The sequence below is a fragment of the Streptomyces sp. NPDC046859 genome (genome assembly GCF_040645135.1).
Classification (GTDB): domain Bacteria; phylum Actinomycetota; class Actinomycetes; order Streptomycetales; family Streptomycetaceae; genus Streptomyces.
Genome location: NZ_JBEYXR010000007.1, coordinates 30,151 through 46,869, shown reverse-complemented (window position 1 = coordinate 46,869; position 16,719 = coordinate 30,151). Strand labels below are relative to the sequence as shown.

The following is a 16,719-nucleotide window of genomic DNA, read 5'->3' as shown; positions in this document are numbered from 1 at the left end:
GCCCTCACAGCTCCACGTACACGACCGTCGCGTCGTCGTGCCGCTTGCCGCGGCCCCGGTGATCGCGTTCCAGCGCCCGGACCCGCTCCACCAGCGCGCCCGCGCCCTCCTTGCGGACCAGGCCGAGGCAGTCGCCCCAGTCGCCCTGCCGGAAGCGCTCCACCCAGCGCGCCGCCCCGTCCGACAGCGCGGCCAGGGTGCGCACCTCGCCGCGCGGCAGCGTCCCCGTCACCGCGCGCGCCGCCACCGCGGGGTCGGCGGCCGCCGTGAAGAAGCCGCCCTCCTTGTTGCGCAGATGCGCGTCGATGTGGGCGTCCGTCGCCAGCGCCGAACGGGGCAGCCGGGCCAGCCGGTCGTCCAGAAGGGCCGTCACCGTGCCGTCGCGGGCCTCCACGAGGAGCACCGAGTCGGACAGCACGAGGTACTCCACCGCCCCGGCGGACCACCGCGCGAGGGCGACGGTTGCCTGGGGCGTACGCGGGTGAGAAAGGTCACAGGTCCCCGCATGGGCCTCGGCGGTACGGGCGACGGCGTGGCCCAGCACGTCCGCGAGCGGAACATCAGGGAGGGAAACGGTCAGTTCGGTCAGCGCCCCGCCCAGGCGCGCGGTGAACCAGTGCACGGAGTGCCGGCACCCCGTCGCACCCCTCGGCGGTGTCACCCCGTCCAGGACGACGAGGGCCCCTCCCCGCCCCGAAGCGGGCAGAGCGACACTCGCGAAGTCCTCGTTGGCGCGGTCCGGATCGCCCGACTCTGAAACCAGCTCAGTGCGCATCCGGCCAGTCTGCACGAGCCCTTCACAAGATCCCCCAGGGGGGCGCATGACGCCGGATCGTCACGGCGACGCAGGTCATCCGCCTGTTTTGGGAAGAATGCTTCACTCCGGCAAGGCGTGGCGGCGAATCCTGCCACCGCCCGCCGCAGACGTCCAACTGGCCCGCCCCGCGGGGCACCCGCACGCGCCACGGGAACTTGCCCGCCAACTCCCCTCCGGGGTTCACTCCTTCGGGTGGCGGCTCAGGTGATGTGCGGCCGTCGCCCACCCGCACTGGGAGGGTCGGGGACCGGTGAGGGCCACCCCGGGCGCGAACCCAGTCGCGAGCTTGGGGGAGGGGTGTGCGTACGGTCGACGAAAGTTGACGACACGTCATCCGGACCCATGGGTACCACGAGTCAGGAATGCGAGCACCGGTGCAGAAGACGCGGCCTCGTCGCTCAGGCAAGCAGACGGCCTCCGCAGGAGGCGCCCAGCCCATCCCCGGCACCGCCGACGCCCCCGCCCCGGCAGGCAAGGGGCGCCCGACCCACGTACGGAACCGGCTGATCGTCGCCGTGGCCGTCGTGGCCGCCGCCATCGCCGGCGCCGGTGTCCCCTCGGTCGTCGCCGCCTCCGGGCAACTGCACGACACACAGAGCATGGTGACGCTCGCCGAGCAGACCCAGGACGCACTGACCCTCGCGCACTCCCTCGCCGACGAGCGCGACGAGGTCACCTCCTACATCGCCGCGGGCCGCCCCAAGTCCAAGGCGCCCAGCGAACAGCGCAGCGCCCGCGTCGACCGGCAGGTCGAGGAGCTGCGCGCCGACACCGACACGCCCGCCGGGCTCCGCGACGACCTCGAGGGCGTCGCCGCCCTGCGCCGCTCCGCGCTCACCGGCAAGAGCAGCGCCCTGGAGGCGCACGCCGCCTACACGGGCGCCGTCACCGAACTGCACCGGTTCGCCGAGCGGCTGGCCGAGGAGATGCCGTCGCGCGCCGGCACCGGCGCCCACGCGCTGGCCGAACTGGACACCGCGGTGCAGCAGGCCGCCGCCGCGCGCGGGCTGCTGCTCGCCGCACTGAGCGTGCCGACCACCACCCAGACCGTGATCGACCCGCTCACCGGGGTCGCCACCACCCGGAAGACCGCCTCGGACGCGGACGCCAAGCAGCGCGACGCGCTCACCACCGCCGCCCAGCAGGCCCGGCTGCGCTCCGACGCGGCCGTCGCCGGCTTCCGCGACACCGCCGCCCCCGCCGCGCGCGCCTCCTACGACTCCACCGTCACCGGCCCCGAGGTCGACACCGCCGAGCGGTACCTGGCCACCCTCACGGACCAGCCCACGCTCTCCGACCGCGACCTGGCCACGGACACCCGCCGGGCCTCGGCCGCCCTGTCCGCCCGCGTCGACTCGATGCGCGGCGCGGAGTCGGCGCTCTACGACCGCCGCACCAAGGCCCTGGAGGAGCTGCGCGACGACGACGTCACCGCGCTCGAGATCCACGTCGCGATCCTCGGCGCGCTGATGCTGCTCGCCGTGGGCGTCGCCACGGGCATGGCCCGCAGCCTCACCCGCCCCCTCGCCGTGCTGCGGCTCGGCTCGGCCCGGCTCGCGGGTGCCACCGACCCGGCCGCCGAGGAACCCGTGCGGTTCACCGGCCGCAAGGACGAGTTCGCCCAGGTCGTCGACTCCGTCAACGCGCTGCACACCCGCGCCGTCGTCCTGCACGAGCGCATCACCACCCTGGAGTCCGACCGCAAGCACCTGGTCGGGCAGCGCCAGAAGATGGCCGACGCCCGCGAGGAGCTGCGCGGCGAACTCGCCGACTCCATGGCCCAGCTGGAGCGGCTGCGCACCAGCATCGGCGGCACCTTCGTCAACCTGGCCCTGCGCACCCTCGGCCTGGTGGAGCGCCAGCTCGGCGTGATCGAGGGCCTGGAGGAGCGCGAGCAGGACCCCGAGCGCCTCTCCACCCTGTTCAAGCTGGACCACTTCGCCACCGTCATGCGGCGGCACAGCGAGAACCTCCTCGTCCTCGCCGGCACCGAGCACGTCCAGCAGCACGCCGGACCGGTGCCGCTGGTGGACGTCGTCCGCGCCGCCGTCAGCGAGATCGAGCGGTACGAGCGGGTCCGGATCGCCGCGCTGCCGCCGCACGCGCATGTGGCGGGCTTCGCCGCCGACGACCTCTCGCACCTGCTCGCCGAACTCATGGAGAACGCCACCTCGTTCTCCCCGCCGGACCTGCCCGTCGAGGTCTCCGGCTGGCTGCTGGAGAGCGGCGAGGTCATGCTCTCCGTGCAGGACGAGGGCATCGGCATGGCCGGCGACCGGCTGGCCCGGCTCAACGCCCGCCTCGCTGAGTTCGACCCGCAGGCCACCTACGACCAGGAGGGCGAGGACGGCCTGGGTCTCGGCCTGTACGTCGTCGCCCGCCTCGCCCACCGGCACGGCGTCCGCGTCCAGCTGCGCGAGCAGAAGCAGGGCGGCGTCGCGGCCGTCGCGGTCCTGCCCTCGGGCCTGCTGGCCGCCGCCCCCACCGCCGCGGTCCCCACGGTCGCGCCGCGCCACACCGGCGGCCACACCTTCTCCCTGCCGGGCGCCGACGCCGAGGCCAACTCCAACCACCTGCCGGCCCGGCAGAAGAACGCCGACCCGCTGGTGGAGCTGGCCGAGAAGGCCGTACAGCGGAACGAGTCGGAGTCCGGGTCCGGGACCGGGACCGAGGCCGCCGGCGAGGAGCCCGAGGCCGCCGAGCCGGGCGTGCCCGCCGAGCCGTCGCCGTCCGAGCCGGGCACGCCCGCCGGGCCGTCGCCGTCTGAGACGACGATGGAGCTGCTGATCCCGGAGCCCGCCGCCGCCCCGGCCGAGGAGTCGCTCCCCGAGCGGCCCGACCCGTACGCCATCGGCCCGGACACCCACGAGCGCGCCCGGGACGAGGCGGACGAGGACCCGGAGCCCGTCACCGACAAGGGCCTGCCCAAGCGCACCCCCAAGATCACCGCACCGACCGCCCCGCCGCCCCAGCGTGGCGGAACGGTCGACGCCGAGGCCCTGCGCCGTCGGCTCGGCGGCTTCCGCAGGGGAGCGGAGGCCGGCTACCGCGACGTCCAGGCGGAGATCGCCGAACGCACCGGACAGAACAAGGCACCGGACACGCCCGCCGAAACGCGCACCGAATCCGAAGCAGCCACGGGGGGCACCGTCGAGGAGGCAAGCAGTTGACCGCGCCCAGTACCTTCGGACTGAGCAGTGAAGCCCGCAACCTGCACTGGTTGTTGACGAATCTGGTCGAGGAGGTGCCGGGTATCCAGTCGGTCGCCGTCGTCTCCTCCGACGGCCTGCTCCTCCTCTCCTCGGACCAGGCACGCAACGACGAGGCCCGCGAGGCGAGGTCCGGGCACCGCTCCGGCCCGCGCGGCTCCTCCGCCGACCTCGCCACGGTCGTCTCCGGCATCGGCAGCCTCACCGTCGGCGCGGCCAGGCTCATGGAGTTCGGCGGGGTGAAGCACACCATGGTCGCGATGGACGAGGGCAGCCTCTTCGTCATGTCCATCAGCGACGGCTCGCTGCTCGGTGTGCACGGCTCCGCCGACTGCGACATGAGCGTCGTCGCCTACCACATGGCGCTCTTCGTCGGCCGGGCCGGCCATGTCCTCACCCCCGAACTACGCAGTGAGCTGCGGAAGTCCCTGGAGCCCGCGTCGGCAGGGGGCACCCGATGAGCAACGCCCCGAGGAACCGGTCACAGCTCCCCGTGCGCGGCGGAGACCGCAAGCCGGCCCGCGTGCGGCCGTACTCGCTCACCGGCGGCCGGACCCGCTTCGGCCACGTCCTCCTCGTGGAGACCTTCGTGGCCGCGCTGGAGGCCCCCGAGGAGCGCAAGGAGCTCACGAACGGCTCGCTCAGCACCAAGGTGATGCCGGAGCTGCGGGCCATCGTTGAACTGTGCCGCCGGATGCGTACGGTGGCCGAGATCGCCGCGCTGCTGAAGATGCCGCTCGGCGTGGTCCGCGTGCTCCTCAGCGACCTCGCGGACCAGGGAAAGATCCGTGTGTACGGGACCGGAACCGGTCATGGCGCCGGCCGTCCGGACCGGGCTCTGCTCGAAAGGGTGCTGAGTGGACTCCGTCGTCTTTGAGGACACCGACGAGGACCTGAGGTCCTGGCAGACGGACCGCACCCGGGCCCCGATCGCCACGAAGATAGTCGTGGCGGGCGGGTTCGGCGTCGGGAAGACCACGCTGGTGACCGCGGTCTCCGAGATCACGCCGCTGCAGACCGAGGCGCTGATGACCGAGGCGAGCGAGGAGACCGACGACCTCACCGCCACGCCCGGCAAGTCGACCACCACCGTGGCCATGGACTTCGGGCGCATCACGCTCGACGACGACCTGGTGCTGTACCTGTTCGGCACACCCGGCCAGCAGCGGTTCTGGTTCATGTGGGACGACCTGGTGCGCGGCGCGATCGGCGCGGTCGTCATGGCCGACACCCGGCGGCTGAAGGACTGCTTCCCCGCGCTGGACTACTTCGAGAGCTGCGGACTGCCGTACGTCGTCGCGGTCAACCACTTCGACGGCAGCGAGCGGTTCGAACCGGAGGACGTGCGTGAGGCGTTGACGATCCCCGCGCACATACCTGTAATGATCATGGACGCGAGGCGCCGGATCTCGGTGATCGAGACCCTTCTGTCCCTGGTGGGACACGCGCTCGACGTCACCCCCGAGTGAAACGCGGTTAGGAGCCCTCACCCGCATGCGGAAGATACTCGTCGTCGGGGCCGGCCAGTCCGGTCTCCAGCTCGCCCTCGGACTCCAGTCCCACGGGTACGAGGTCACCCTGATGTCCAACCGGACCGCGGACGAGATCCGCTCCGGGCGGGTCATGTCCACCCAGTGCATGTTCCACACCGCACTCCAGCACGAGCGCGACCTCGAGCTGAACTTCTGGGAGTCCCAGGCCCCGAAGATCGAAGGACTCGGTGTCTCGGTCGCCGCCCCCGGCTCCTGGGCCGAGGGCCCGGCGGCCCGCGCGATCGACTGGCTGGGCCGGCTCGACGGATTCGCGCAGTCCGTCGACCAGCGGGTGAAGATGGCCGGCTGGATGGAGACCTTCGCCCAGCGCGGCGGCCAGCTCGTCATCCACGGCGCGGCCGTCGGCGACCTCGACTACTTCTCCCGCACCTACGACCTCGTGCTGGTCTCGGCGGGCAAGGGCGAGCTCGTCCAGATGTTCGGCCGGGACGCCGAGCGTTCCCCGTACAGCGAGCCCCAGCGCGCCCTGGCCGTCGCCTACGTCCACGGGATGGGTCCGCGCCCCGAGCACCCGGACACCGAGGCCGTCCGCTGCAACCTGGTCCCCGGCGTCGGCGAGCTGTTCGTCATGCCGACCCTGACGACGTCCGGGCGCGCGGACATCCTGTTCTGGGAGGGCATACCCGGCGGGCCGCTCGACGTCTTCGGCGGCGTGAAGGACCCGGCCGAGCACCTCTCCCTGACCCTGGAACTCATGGAGCGGTACGTGCCGTGGGAGTACGCCCGCGCCACCAAGGTGGAGCTCACGGACGCCGGCGGCACGCTGAGCGGGCGGTACGCCCCGACGGTCCGCAACCCCGTCGGCCGGCTCCCCGGCGGCGGCCTGGTCCTCGGCGTCGCGGACGTCGTCGTGGCCAACGACCCCATCACCGGGCAGGGCTCCAACTCGGCGTCCAAGTGCGCGGCCGCCTACCTCGCGTCGATCCTGGAGCACGGCGACAAGGAGTTCGACGAGACCTGGATGCGGGCCACCTTCGACCGCTACTGGGCCACCGCGCAGCACGTCACCAAGTGGACGAACGCCATGCTGGCCCCGCCCCCGGAGCACATCCTGAACCTGATCGGCGCGGCGGGCCAGCTCCAGCCGGCCGCCGACCGCTTCGCCAACGCCTTCAACGACCCGAGCGACTTCGAGAACTTCTTCTACGACCCGGAGAAGACCGAGGCGTACCTGGCGTCGGTCACGCCTTCCTGACGTCCGGCCGTACCGCGCCCAGGACCGGGTTGGAGGCGATCGGGGAGATCGTGACCTTCTCGCCGGGGCGCGGGGCCTGGACCACCTTGCCCTTGCCGATGTACAGCGCCACATGTGTGGCGTCCGGGAAGTAGATCACCAGGTCACCGGGGCGCAGTTCGATCAGCGGGACGCGTTCGAGCCGTGCCCACTGCTCCTGGCTGGTGCGGGGGATCCGGGTACCGGCGTGCGCCCAGGCCCGCTGGGTCAGCCCCGAGCAGTCGTACGACCGGGGCCCTTCGGCGCCCCACCGGTACGGCTTGCCAAGCTGCCGCTCGGCGAAGCGGATCGCCCGCCGGGCCCGGGTGGACGGCTTGTGGTCGTCCGGCGCGAGGGTGCCGGACGCCAGCAGGTCCTTCTGGGCCTTCGTGACGCCCTTCTCCTCCAGTTCGGCCAGCGCGGCGAGCTGTTCGGCGGTGAGGGAGGCCAGCAGTTCCTCCACCTTCCGCAGCCGCTTCCGTACGGCGTCCCGGTCCTTCTTCTGCCGTTCGGCGAGGCCGAGTTGCCGGTCGAGGGCGGCGCGGGCGCGGTGGGCCAGCCGGTCGGCGGCCCGTTCCGTGCCGGTCAGCCGGCCGACGGCCTCGGCGCGCTCGCGGGCCAGCAGCCCGATGACATGGCCCTGGTCCAGGGCGTGCTGCGGGTCCCGGGCCAGCAGCAGCCGGACGTACGGAGAGATCGCCGTGGTGTTCTGGTACTGCTGGCGGGCCAGACGGCCGGCCGCGCCGCGGCTGTCGTGCAGCCGCAGCCGCGCGGAGGCGAGCGCCTTGTCCAGGCGGGCCACCTCGGCGCGCTGCCGATCCAGCTTCTCCTCGGTGGCGTTGTACGTCTCGGTCGCCCGCTCCGCCTCCCGGTACAGGCGCTGAAGGTCCGTCAGGAGGACGGCCGTGGTGCGCTCGGGGGGTTCGGGGGCCGCCGTGGCGGACACGGGTGCGAGGAGCGCGGCGGCCGTCACGGCCGCGGTACACGCCAGACGCAGCGGCCTTCCTGACATGTCATCACCTCCGGTGCGGACAGGATCTCTGCTCCGCACCGTGAGCATCGGGCGGACGCACCGGGTTCGCGCGCGGGACGTGCGCGGTTCGGCGTAGGCCGGTCACCCGTGGGGGTCGTCCGGCTTGCCGCGCGGCGTGTCGCCGGGACGCGACCAGGGCCAGTTCAGCCGACGGCCCTGGTCGCCCTCGGGGTCGTAGGCGTACTTCCAGCGCCGGGACAGGCCCGGCCGGGCGCCCTGCCCGCGCGGAACGCGGCGGTAGACGAGGACCGTGGGCGGGCCGCCGTCCGGGTCGGGGACGGGGATGCGGTACGTCTTCGGCGGGTGGCCGGTGATGCCCAGCAGCACCGGCAGCACACGGCCGTCCATCGGGCCGCCCTCGAACGGGGTGTCTTCGCTCTTCACGGGACCAGTGTCAGCCATCCGCCAGCAGGCGCTCGGCCAGCGCGGCGGTCTGCGGGTCACGGGCGGCGGTGACCGACAGCACGGCGACGAACTGGTCCACCAGCCAGTCGCGCAGTTCCCCCACGGGCGGCTGCTTGCCCTCGTCGAGCCAGATGAGGGAGGCCGCCTCCACGGCAGTGATCCACATGCGGACGGTCATGCGCAGGCGCAGCCCCGGGTCGCCGACCTCCAGGTGCCGCAGGATGTGCTCGGCGGCGGCGCGGCGCACCCCGTCGACGATGGCCGTCGTCCGGGACGTCTCGACGACGCTGCCGCCCTGGAGCAGGGCGCTGAAGCCGGTGTCGTGCTGGTCGACGAAGGCGAGGTACCGGTCGAGCGCGCGGGCGAGCCGGGGGAGCAGGGGGCCGTCGCGGGGCTCGTCGAAGCAGGTCTGCAGCTCCTCGGCGGCGGAGCGCAGGGCCGCCTCGTACAGCTGCTGCTTGCCGCCGGGGAAGTACCGGTACACCAGCGGCCGGGACACGCCGGCCGCCTCCGCCACGTCGTCGAGGGAGACCTCCTCGGGGGCGCGGTGCGCGAAGAGGCCGAGGGCGGCGTCGAGGAGCTGGGTACGGCGCTCCTCGACGCTCAGACGGCGGTAGGCGGGAGCGGCTGGCATGGGACGAAGCCTAACCGCCGAGTGGCGGCGGGCCCGATCGGCGCCGGGCAGGCCCTAGGCCAGCAGGCCCGACGACTTCCACAGACGGCGGCCCACTCCGCGCAGGACGCCGATGTCGTCCAGGAAGTCGGTCAGCCGCTTGGCCCCGGTCTGCATGACCTCGCGGCGGTGGCCGCTGGCCTTGACCTGGGCCATGGCCTCCCGCTTGTCGAGGCCGACGTTGGTGTAGACGTCCGGGTTGACGAAGGCGACCGAGAAGACGCGGGCGAACTCGCCCGAGGTGACCCGGGTGAACTCCTGCGACCACCTCGGCGCCGTCATCATCTGCCGGCGCAGCTCCTCACGGGCGTAGCGCACATGGCGGGCCTCCTCGACCACGTGGATGCGGGTGACGCCGCGGATGAGGGTCTGGACGCGCTCGTCCGGGAAGGTCAGGCGCTGCATCCAGTCGAGGATCTCCTCGCCGAGCAGGGTGGCCGTGAAGGAGCCCGGGGTGGTGGAGATCGTCTTGAACAGCCGGCCCAGGTTCTGGTGGACACGGCTGACGGGGTACCAGGGCGTGCCGCCGTGGGAGATCAGGCGGGCGAACATCTTGGAGTGCCGGCACTCGTCCTCGATCTCGGTGAGCGCGTACCGGACGTGGGCGCTCGTCGCGGACTTGTCGTAGATGTGCCGGACCAGCAGCTGCATGAGGATGATCTCGAACCAGATGCCGAGGGAGGCGAGCGCGGCGGCCTCGTGCTGGGAGAGCGCGATGCGCTGCTCCTCGCTCATCCGCTTCCACATCGGGGTGTCGTACAGCGAGACGAGCTCCGGGGGCCAGAACCACTTGCCCTCCTCGAAGGGCGCGTCCCAGTCCAGCTCCTTGTCGGGGTCGAAGGAGTGCTTCGCGGAGGAGGCGAGGAGGCGTTCGGCCACCTGTTCGCGGTCCTTGAGCAGGCCGAGAGCGTCGCGCAGTCCGTCCAGCGCCTCGGCTTCCGTCAGGGCAGTCATCGGTCCCTCACCTCGTTACCGGTGGTCACATCGTACGGGTCTTATGAGACTGCCTGTCAGCAAGCCCGTCAATCCCCTGTGCCGCACTTGTTGACCCCGCGTCCAACACGTAGGAGCCTGCGCCGTATGCCGACATACGACGTGTACGCCGACGATCCGGGTGCCCCCCTCTGGCAGGTGCCGGCGACCGGTGCGGCCCGCTTCAACTGGGAGTACGACGACGGCCGCGAGCGGCTTCTGGCCCTCTACCAGAAGGGCAAGGACAAACAGTGGGACGGGCAGCGCAGGATCGACTGGGACCTGGAGGTCGATCCGTACGACCCGCTCGGCACTCCCGAGGACGCGATGGCCCTGTACGGCACGCCCTACTGGGACCGCATGAGCGACCGGGAGAAGGGCGACCTGCGCCGGCACTACGCCTCCTGGCAGTTCAGCCAGTTCCTGCACGGCGAGCAGGGCGCGATGATCTGCGCGGCGCGGATCGTGGAGTCGGTGCCGGACATGGACGCCAAGTTCTACTCGGCGACCCAGACCATGGACGAGGCCCGGCACGCCGAGATCTACGGCCGCTTCCTGCACGAGAAGATCGGGATGGTCTACCCGATCAACGACAACCTCCAGTCCCTGCTCGGCGACACCCTGCGCGACAGCCGCTGGGACATGCCCTACCTCGGCATGCAGGTGCTGATCGAAGGGCTGGCGCTGGCCGCGTTCGGCATGATCCGCGACACCACCACCAAGCCGCTGCCCCGGCAGATCCTCGCCTACGTCATGCAGGACGAGGCCCGGCACGTGGCCTTCGGGCGGATGGCCCTGCGCGACTACTACCGGCAGCTGACCGACGCCGAGCTCCGGGAGCGCGAGGAGTTCGTCATCGAGGGCTGCTACCTGATGCGGGACCGGCTGCGGGGCGTGGAGGTCCTGGAGAACTTCGGCATCCCGAAGGCCGAGGCGGAGGAGCTCAGCGAGCACTCCGAGTTCCTCCAGCTGTTCCGCAGGCTGCTGTTCTCCCGCATCGTGCCCTGCGTCAAGGACATCGGCCTGTGGGGCAAGCGCCTCCAGCAGGCGTACGTCGACATGGGCGTGCTGGAGATGGGCGACCACAACCTGGACCTGCTGATGTCCCAGGACGAGGAGATCGCCGAGCGGCTGGACGCCGAGCGGTTCGCGCGCGAGGAGCGCGAGCGGGTGGCCGAGGTGACCGACGCCGTGCGCGCGGGCGCCGACGGCGACTGAGCCGGCCGCGTCAGCGCCGCGGCTGCGGCGACGACTTCAGCACGGCCTCCATCACCGCCCGCGCGATCGGAGCCGCGTCCCCGCCGCCGCTGATCTCGCCCCGGTCCGCGGCCGCGTCCTCCACCACCACGGCGACCGCGACCTTCGGCTCCACGTCGTGGTCGCCCTGCGCCCAGGAGACGAACCAGGCGTACGGCGTCCCCGAGTTGCCCAGGCCGTGCTGCGCCGTGCCGGTCTTGCCGCCGACCGTCGCGCCCGGGATCCAGGCGTTGGAGCCGGTGCCCTCCCGCACCACGTCCACCATCAGCTCCCGCAGCTGGGCGGCCGTCGAGGGCCGCATCGCCTGCCGCATCGGACGGGACCCGGCCGCCGCCACCGTGCCCCCGCCGGCCCGCACCGTGCGCTCCACCAGATACGGCGAGCGCACCTGCCCCCCGTTGGCCACGGCCGCCGCCACCATCGCCATCTGCAACGGCGTGGCCCGCGTGTTGTACTGCCCGATCGACGACAGGGCGAGCTGCGCCCGGTCCACCCGGGTGTCGAACGTGGACCGGGCGACCGAGTAGGGGATCCTCAGATCGGCGTCGTTGAACCCGAACGCGCCGGCCGTCGCCGCCATCCGCTTCACCCCCACCTCGACGCCGAGCTTCGCGAACACCGTGTTGCAGGACCACTCGAACGCCTTGCGCAGCGGCACGTCCTTGCAGCCCTCGGACGCGTTCGTCAGCTTCGTCCGGGTGCCCGGCAGCGTGTACGGGTCGGGGGTGCGGGTCCTGACGTCCAGGTCGTCGACCACTCCCGCGTCCAGCGCGGCGGCCGCCGTCACCACCTTGAAGGTCGAACCCGGCGGGTACGTCTTGCGCACCGCCCGGTTCAGCATCGGCTTGTCCCGGTCCCGGTTCAGCGTCGACCAGGACCGGGCCACCGCCGAGCCGTTCCCCGACAGCACCGACGGGTCGTAGGAGGGCGCGGACACCAGGGCGAGGATGCGCCCCGTCGACGGCTCGACCGCCGCGACCGCCCCCTTGCGGCCCGCCAGCCCCTCGTACGCGGCCTCCTGCGCGGCCCGCCGCAGCGTGGTGACGACGTCCCCGCCCGGGTACCGGCCCCGCGCGGCGGCCCCCCACAGGGGGAACGGCGACAGCAGCGGGTCGGTGCCCGCCAGGACGCCGTCCTCGGTGTGCTCCAGCAGGGTCGTGCCGTACACCTGCGAGGCGTACCCGGTGACCGGGGCGTACATCGGGCCGTTCGTGTACGTCCGCTCGTAGCGCAGGTGCTCCCCGGTGTCCTCGGAGCCGGTGACCGGGGTGCCGTCGACCAGGATGTCCCCGCGCGGCTGCCCGTACCGGGCGATGGTGGTGCGCCGGTTGGCGATGTTGTCGCCGTACGCCGGGGCCTCGACGACCTGCACCCGGGCGGCGTTGACCAGCAGCGCGGCCAGCAGCAGCGCGCAGAAGAGGGCGGCGTGCCGGATGTGCCGGGTCATCGGGCGGCCCCCGCCGGCTCGTGCCGTCCCGTCTCCCGCGCCGCGCTCTCCTCGCTCCGGGGCACGCCGAGGCGGCTGCGCGCGCGGTCGCTCAGCCGGATCAGCAGCGCCACGATCGCCCAGTTGGTGACCACCGACGAGCCGCCCTGCGCCAGGAACGGCATCGCCATGCCGGTCAGCGGAATCAGCCCGGTCACCCCGCCCGCGATCACGAACACCTGGAGCGCCACGATGGAGGCGAGCCCCACCGCGAGCAGCCGTCCGAACGGGTCGCGCAGCGCGAGGCCCGTCCGGTAGCCGCGCTCCACGAGCAGGCCGTACAGCAGGAAGACCGCGGTCAGCCCGGCCAGGCCCAGCTCCTCCCCGGCGGTGGCCAGGATGAAGTCCGACTTGGCGGCGAAGCCGATCAGGATCGAGTGGCCGAGGCCGAGACCGGTGCCGAACGTGCCGCCCGCTGCGAAGGCGAACAGCGACTGGGAGAGCTGGTTGGGCCCCTCGCCCGCCTCGATGGAGGCGAACGGGTGCCGCCAGTCCTCGACCCGCCCGTGCACATGCGGCTCCAGCAGGCCCACGGCGACCGCGCCGACCGCCGCGAGCAGCAGGCCGACCGCGATCCAGCCGGTGCGCCCGGTGGCGACGTACAGCAGCACCACGAACAGGCCGAAGAACAACAGCGAGGTGCCCAGGTCCCGTTCGAGGACGAGCACGCCCACGCTCAGCAGCCAGATGGCGACGATGGGGCCGAGGACCCGCCCGGTGGGCAGCTGCAGCCGCTCCACCCCGAGGACCCGCCGGCCCGTGTAGGCCAGCGCGCTGCGGTTGGCGGCCAGGTACGCGGCGAAGAACACCGCGAGCAGCACCTTCGCGAACTCGCCGGGCTGGATGGAGAATCCCGCGATCCGGATCCAGATGCGGGCGCCGTTCACGGAGGGGAAGAGGATCGGCAGGGTCAGCAGGGCGAGCGCGGCGACGACACAGACGTACGCGTACCGCTGGAGCACCCGGTGGTCGCGCAGCAGGAGCACGACCACGATGAACAGGGCCACCCCCAGCGTGGACCAGACGAGTTGGGTGGGCGCCGCCCGGTCCCCGGGCGTCTCCAGGTCGAGCCGGTAGATCAGCACCAGGCCGAGCCCGTTGAGCAGGACGCCGATCGGCAGCAGCAGCGGGTCCGACGAAGGGGCGCGCAGACGTACGGCCAGATGCGCGAGCAACGCCAGCACGCCCAGCCCGGCGCCGTAGCCGGCGGCGCCGGGTGGGACGGTGCCCTGCCGGGCGAGGCCGACGGCGCAGTAGCCGTACACGCTGAGCAGGACGGCCACGACGATGAGGGACAGTTCGATGCCACGGCGCCGGGGGAGGGGTGCGGCGGGAGCGGGCGAGTCCGCTGCCACCAGGGAGGTTCCGGCCTTGGTCATGTCCGGAACCTACCCAAATTGTCCGTCTTGCGTGCCTGATGCCTCAGCACCAGCGCGGCGTGCGCCCAAGGGTGTCGATGTAGCGCGCCGAGCCCCACGCCCAGGTGCCGTCCGCCAGGAGGTACCAGTTCCGGTTGCCCTGGACGCTCTCGCCCCGGGTCTTGCAGTAGATGCGCACGTGGTCCCCCCGGTGCACGACACGGATGACCTGGCTGCCCCGGTCGGGCGCGCTGCGCAGCAGCAGCGTGCTCGCGGTCACCCGGCCCCGGGTGAACTGCTGGTTCCCGCCCTGGCCGCCGCCCCAGTCGCCCTGGGACGCGCCCTGCTCCCCGCCCTGGCCGCCGCCGTCCCCGCCCTGGCCGCCCCAGTCCCCGCCCTGACCACCGTCCCCGCCCTGGCCGCCGCCGTCCCCGCCCTGACCGCCACCGCCCTCTCCTTGGGTCCCGCCCCAGTTCCCCTGGGACTCCGTGCTGCTGCCGGACCCCCACTCGTCGTCGGCCACGGCGGGTGTGGCGGCCGCGGCGGTGGCGAGCAGGCCGGCGGCTATGGACAGCGCGAAACGCGAACGCAGGGCCATGGGGCACCTCCGAGGACAGTCCCGGAGAACCCCGGGACAGGAAAAACCTGACTGATCGCCACATTAGGAGCGCATCAGGGGCTCCGCGCGTCTGAATGGGCCGACCGGGCACCACCCCGGGGGGAGGAGCCGCCCCGGGACGCGCACCTGTCCGCCGCCCGGGGAATCACGCCCTCGGTCCGACCGGTGACTAGGGCAGGGCCAGCCGGGCGACCGCCCCGCCGTCCTCGGCGTTGGCGAACGTCAGCCGCGCCCCCAGCACCTCCGCCTGCCCCAGCGCGATCGTCAGCCCCAGCCCGTGCCCCGTGGCCCCGCCCTCGGTGCGGAACCGCTGCGGCCCGTGCGCCACCAGGTACTCCGGATAGCCCTCGCCGTGGTCCCGGACCGTCACCACGGGCCCGTCCACCGTCAGCACCACCGGCCCCCGCCCGTGCTTGTGCGCGTTGGCCACCAGATTGCCCAGCACCCGCTCCAGCCGCCGCCGGTCGGTCTCCACCACGGCGTCCCGGACCACGACGACCTCCGTGTCACCGGCCGCACCCCGCACCACCCGGCCCGCCAGCGCCGCCAGCGACTCGGTGTCCAGCTCGGAGCGCTCGCGCCCCGACTCCAGCCGCGAGATCTCCAGCAGGTCCTCGGTCAGGGTCCGCAGCGCGGCCACCCGGTCCCGCACCAGCTCGGTCGGCCGCCCCGGCGGCAGCAGCTCGGCCGCCGCGTGCAGCCCGGTCAGCGGGGTGCGCAACTCGTGCGCCACGTCCGCCGTGAAGCGCTGCTCGGCCTGCAGCTTGCCCTGGAGCGAGGACGCCATCGAGTCCAGGGCGGCCGCGACCACGGCCACCTCGTCCTGCGGCCGGCCCGGATCCTTCGTCCGGGGATCGCCGACCCGCGCGTCCAGGTCACCGACGCTGATCCGGCGGGCCACCCGGGCCGTGGCGTGCAGGCGGCGCGTCACCCGGGTCACCGCGAACGCGCCCGCCAGGACCGTCACCCCGATCGCCAGGGCCGACGACCACAGGATCGCCCGGTCCAGACCGTCGATCGTGCGGGCCTGCTGCGAGTAGTCCACCTCGACCGCGAGGACCTCGCCGCGGTCGACGGGGCCCGCCGCCCACATCGTCGGGCGCCCCCCGTGATCGGCGACGACGGTGCCCCGCTCGCCGCCCAGCGCCAGGTCCCGCAGGGAGCGCGGCAGCCCCGGCGGGTCGACCCGGGCACCGGGAGCGAGGGTGTCCCCGGCCTCGAACGCCGTCGTGGCGCTCACCAGCCGGCGCAGCGCCAGGTCGCGCGCCTTGCCGACGGTCTGATTGGTCACCGAGACGTGCACCAGCACACCCAGCAGGGCCGCGAGCGCACAGCACATCACCGTGATGAACACGGCGGCCCGCACCGCGAGCGGGCCGGACCACCGGGGCAGCCGGAGCCTCACGGGGTGCCCGCCGAGGGGGACGCCGACGATCTCGGCGGCTTCGCCGGGTGCCCGGTGCGCAGCATCTCGTCGTGGGTGAGCAGCATCGCCTTCTGGTCCGGCTCCCAGGTCCACTGGAGCCGGTACTCGTACCCGGCGACCTCCGACGGCGAGCGGATGATCACCGAACGCCGGGCCAGCTCCACCCCGCTGACGGCGTCGTCCCAGCTCATCACCTGCACCAGCCGCCGCTTCTCCACGGTGTAGACGCGCACCGCGGTGGTCCGGCCCGGCAGCAGCCGGAAGCCCAGCGTCAGATCGGCGCGCCCGTCGCCGGTGAGGTCCCGGTAGTAGGGCCGCAGCACCGGGCACCGGCCGTGTCCCGCGCCGTCACCGCAGTCGTCCATCCGACGCCCGGTCTCGCGGTACGGCGCCTTGCCGCCCTCGTAGTCACCGGGGCTCTTCGCCACCTCCCGGCGCACGACGTCCACCGGGTCCACGGCGCGGATGTCCCCGCCGGGCACGGTGAGGCCCTTGACGACCTCCCGGTTCACCTCGCCGATCACGTACGCCGGGCTCGACGCGGGCGTCAGCCGCGGCCAGAGCTTGTCCGGGGCGACCGCCGTCTCGGTCGGGCCGGCGCTCCGCAGCCCCCCGGCGTCACCGCACCCCGCGACGGCCGCCGACAGCAGGGCGACGAGCGCGGCGAGGCGCATGAGGCGGCTGCGGGGCACGGTTCT

Annotated in this window: 16 protein-coding genes; 6 read left to right on the top strand and 10 right to left on the bottom strand. The window is 73.1% G+C overall.

The features are described from left to right. Positions 1–4: 4 nt before the first annotated feature. Positions 5–775 carry a protein phosphatase 2C domain-containing protein gene (locus tag ABZ899_RS12515; protein ID WP_361344721.1) on the bottom strand — a complete coding sequence of 257 codons (771 nt, stop codon included), beginning with the start codon at positions 773–775 and terminating at the stop codon, positions 5–7. A gap of 416 nt (positions 776–1,191) precedes the next feature. Between ABZ899_RS12515 and ABZ899_RS12510 the strand changes: the two genes are divergently transcribed. The 5 genes from ABZ899_RS12510 to ABZ899_RS12490 are packed head-to-tail and all read left to right on the top strand — an operon-like array spanning position 1,192 to position 6,774. Continuing rightward, positions 1,192–3,987, top strand: a complete 2,796-nt coding sequence (locus ABZ899_RS12510) for a nitrate- and nitrite sensing domain-containing protein (RefSeq protein WP_361344719.1) — start codon at positions 1,192–1,194, stop codon at positions 3,985–3,987. Then, a complete protein-coding gene (locus ABZ899_RS12505) occupies positions 3,984–4,487 on the top strand; it encodes a roadblock/LC7 domain-containing protein (protein ID WP_361344717.1) in 504 nt (167 codons plus the stop codon). Before ABZ899_RS12510 ends, ABZ899_RS12505 begins: the two co-directional genes overlap by 4 nt. Next, the gene (locus tag ABZ899_RS12500) at positions 4,484–4,903 is read left to right on the top strand and encodes a DUF742 domain-containing protein (protein ID WP_361344715.1); all 420 of its coding nucleotides are present in this window, start codon (positions 4,484–4,486) and stop codon (positions 4,901–4,903) included. Before ABZ899_RS12505 ends, ABZ899_RS12500 begins: the two co-directional genes overlap by 4 nt. Then, positions 4,884–5,495 (top strand): ATP/GTP-binding protein, encoded by a 612-nt coding sequence (locus tag ABZ899_RS12495; protein WP_062668249.1) that lies wholly within the window; start codon positions 4,884–4,886, stop codon positions 5,493–5,495. Before ABZ899_RS12500 ends, ABZ899_RS12495 begins: the two co-directional genes overlap by 20 nt. A gap of 25 nt (positions 5,496–5,520) precedes the next feature. Continuing rightward, positions 5,521–6,774 carry a styrene monooxygenase/indole monooxygenase family protein gene (locus ABZ899_RS12490; protein ID WP_361344713.1) on the top strand — a complete coding sequence of 418 codons (1,254 nt, stop codon included), beginning with the start codon at positions 5,521–5,523 and terminating at the stop codon, positions 6,772–6,774. On the opposite strand, the gene ABZ899_RS12485 is transcribed toward ABZ899_RS12490, so the two are convergent. The 4 genes from ABZ899_RS12485 to ABZ899_RS12470 form a co-directional block, all read right to left on the bottom strand. Then, on the bottom strand, positions 6,761–7,804 hold the full coding sequence (locus ABZ899_RS12485) for an NlpC/P60 family protein (protein ID WP_361344711.1): 1,044 nt from the start codon (positions 7,802–7,804) through the stop codon (positions 6,761–6,763). The genes ABZ899_RS12490 and ABZ899_RS12485 overlap by 14 nt on opposite strands. Positions 7,805–7,906: 102 nt before the next feature. Beyond that, entirely contained in the window at positions 7,907–8,209 is a 303-nt protein-coding gene (locus ABZ899_RS12480; RefSeq protein ID WP_361344709.1) for a hypothetical protein, read from the bottom strand. Positions 8,210–8,219: 10 nt separating this feature from the next. Continuing rightward, entirely contained in the window at positions 8,220–8,864 is a 645-nt protein-coding gene (locus ABZ899_RS12475) for a helix-turn-helix domain-containing protein (protein WP_361344707.1), read from the bottom strand. 54 nt (positions 8,865–8,918) lie between these two features. Next, entirely contained in the window at positions 8,919–9,857 is a 939-nt protein-coding gene (locus tag ABZ899_RS12470; RefSeq protein WP_344408170.1) for a diiron oxygenase, read from the bottom strand. Between the two features lie 126 nt (positions 9,858–9,983). Between ABZ899_RS12470 and ABZ899_RS12465 the strand changes: the two genes are divergently transcribed. Beyond that, entirely contained in the window at positions 9,984–11,093 is a 1,110-nt protein-coding gene (locus tag ABZ899_RS12465) for a ferritin-like domain-containing protein (RefSeq protein ID WP_361344705.1), read from the top strand. Between the two features lie 10 nt (positions 11,094–11,103). On the opposite strand, the gene ABZ899_RS12460 is transcribed toward ABZ899_RS12465, so the two are convergent. The 5 genes from ABZ899_RS12460 to ABZ899_RS12440 form a co-directional block, all read right to left on the bottom strand. Continuing rightward, complete coding sequence (locus tag ABZ899_RS12460; protein ID WP_361344703.1) at positions 11,104–12,579, bottom strand: penicillin-binding transpeptidase domain-containing protein; 1,476 nt, start codon at positions 12,577–12,579, stop codon at positions 11,104–11,106. Continuing rightward, on the bottom strand, positions 12,576–13,997 hold the full coding sequence (locus tag ABZ899_RS12455) for an FtsW/RodA/SpoVE family cell cycle protein (protein WP_361344701.1): 1,422 nt from the start codon (positions 13,995–13,997) through the stop codon (positions 12,576–12,578). The genes ABZ899_RS12460 and ABZ899_RS12455 overlap by 4 nt, the downstream gene beginning before the upstream one ends. A gap of 43 nt (positions 13,998–14,040) precedes the next feature. Further along, the gene (locus tag ABZ899_RS12450) at positions 14,041–14,574 is read right to left on the bottom strand and encodes an SH3 domain-containing protein (protein ID WP_361344699.1); all 534 of its coding nucleotides are present in this window, start codon (positions 14,572–14,574) and stop codon (positions 14,041–14,043) included. Between the two features lie 190 nt (positions 14,575–14,764). Next, entirely contained in the window at positions 14,765–16,000 is a 1,236-nt protein-coding gene (locus ABZ899_RS12445; RefSeq protein WP_361344697.1) for a HAMP domain-containing sensor histidine kinase, read from the bottom strand. Continuing rightward, positions 15,997–16,713: a hypothetical protein gene (locus ABZ899_RS12440; RefSeq protein WP_361344695.1), complete on the bottom strand. Its 717-nt coding sequence runs from the start codon at positions 16,711–16,713 to the stop codon at positions 15,997–15,999. Before ABZ899_RS12440 ends, ABZ899_RS12445 begins: the two co-directional genes overlap by 4 nt. Between the last annotated feature and the right edge of the window lie 6 nt (positions 16,714–16,719).

Excerpts from the sequence above, each read along its gene's own strand:
- ABZ899_RS12475 (WP_361344707.1), bottom strand. The coding sequence starts at position 8,864 with ATGCCAGCCGCTCCCGCCTACCGCCGTCTGAGCGTCGAGGAGCGCCGT.
- ABZ899_RS12455 (WP_361344701.1), bottom strand. The coding sequence starts at position 13,997 with ATGACCAAGGCCGGAACCTCCCTGGTGGCAGCGGACTCGCCCGCTCCC.
- ABZ899_RS12450 (WP_361344699.1), bottom strand. The coding sequence starts at position 14,574 with ATGGCCCTGCGTTCGCGTTTCGCGCTGTCCATAGCCGCCGGCCTGCTC.
- ABZ899_RS12460 (WP_361344703.1), bottom strand. The coding sequence starts at position 12,579 with ATGACCCGGCACATCCGGCACGCCGCCCTCTTCTGCGCGCTGCTGCTG.
- ABZ899_RS12465 (WP_361344705.1), top strand. The coding sequence starts at position 9,984 with ATGCCGACATACGACGTGTACGCCGACGATCCGGGTGCCCCCCTCTGG.
- ABZ899_RS12470 (WP_344408170.1), bottom strand. The coding sequence starts at position 9,857 with ATGACTGCCCTGACGGAAGCCGAGGCGCTGGACGGACTGCGCGACGCT.
- ABZ899_RS12490 (WP_361344713.1), top strand. The coding sequence starts at position 5,521 with ATGCGGAAGATACTCGTCGTCGGGGCCGGCCAGTCCGGTCTCCAGCTC.
- ABZ899_RS12485 (WP_361344711.1), bottom strand. The coding sequence starts at position 7,804 with ATGTCAGGAAGGCCGCTGCGTCTGGCGTGTACCGCGGCCGTGACGGCC.
- ABZ899_RS12500 (WP_361344715.1), top strand. The coding sequence starts at position 4,484 with ATGAGCAACGCCCCGAGGAACCGGTCACAGCTCCCCGTGCGCGGCGGA.
- ABZ899_RS12515 (WP_361344721.1), bottom strand. The coding sequence starts at position 775 with ATGCGCACTGAGCTGGTTTCAGAGTCGGGCGATCCGGACCGCGCCAAC.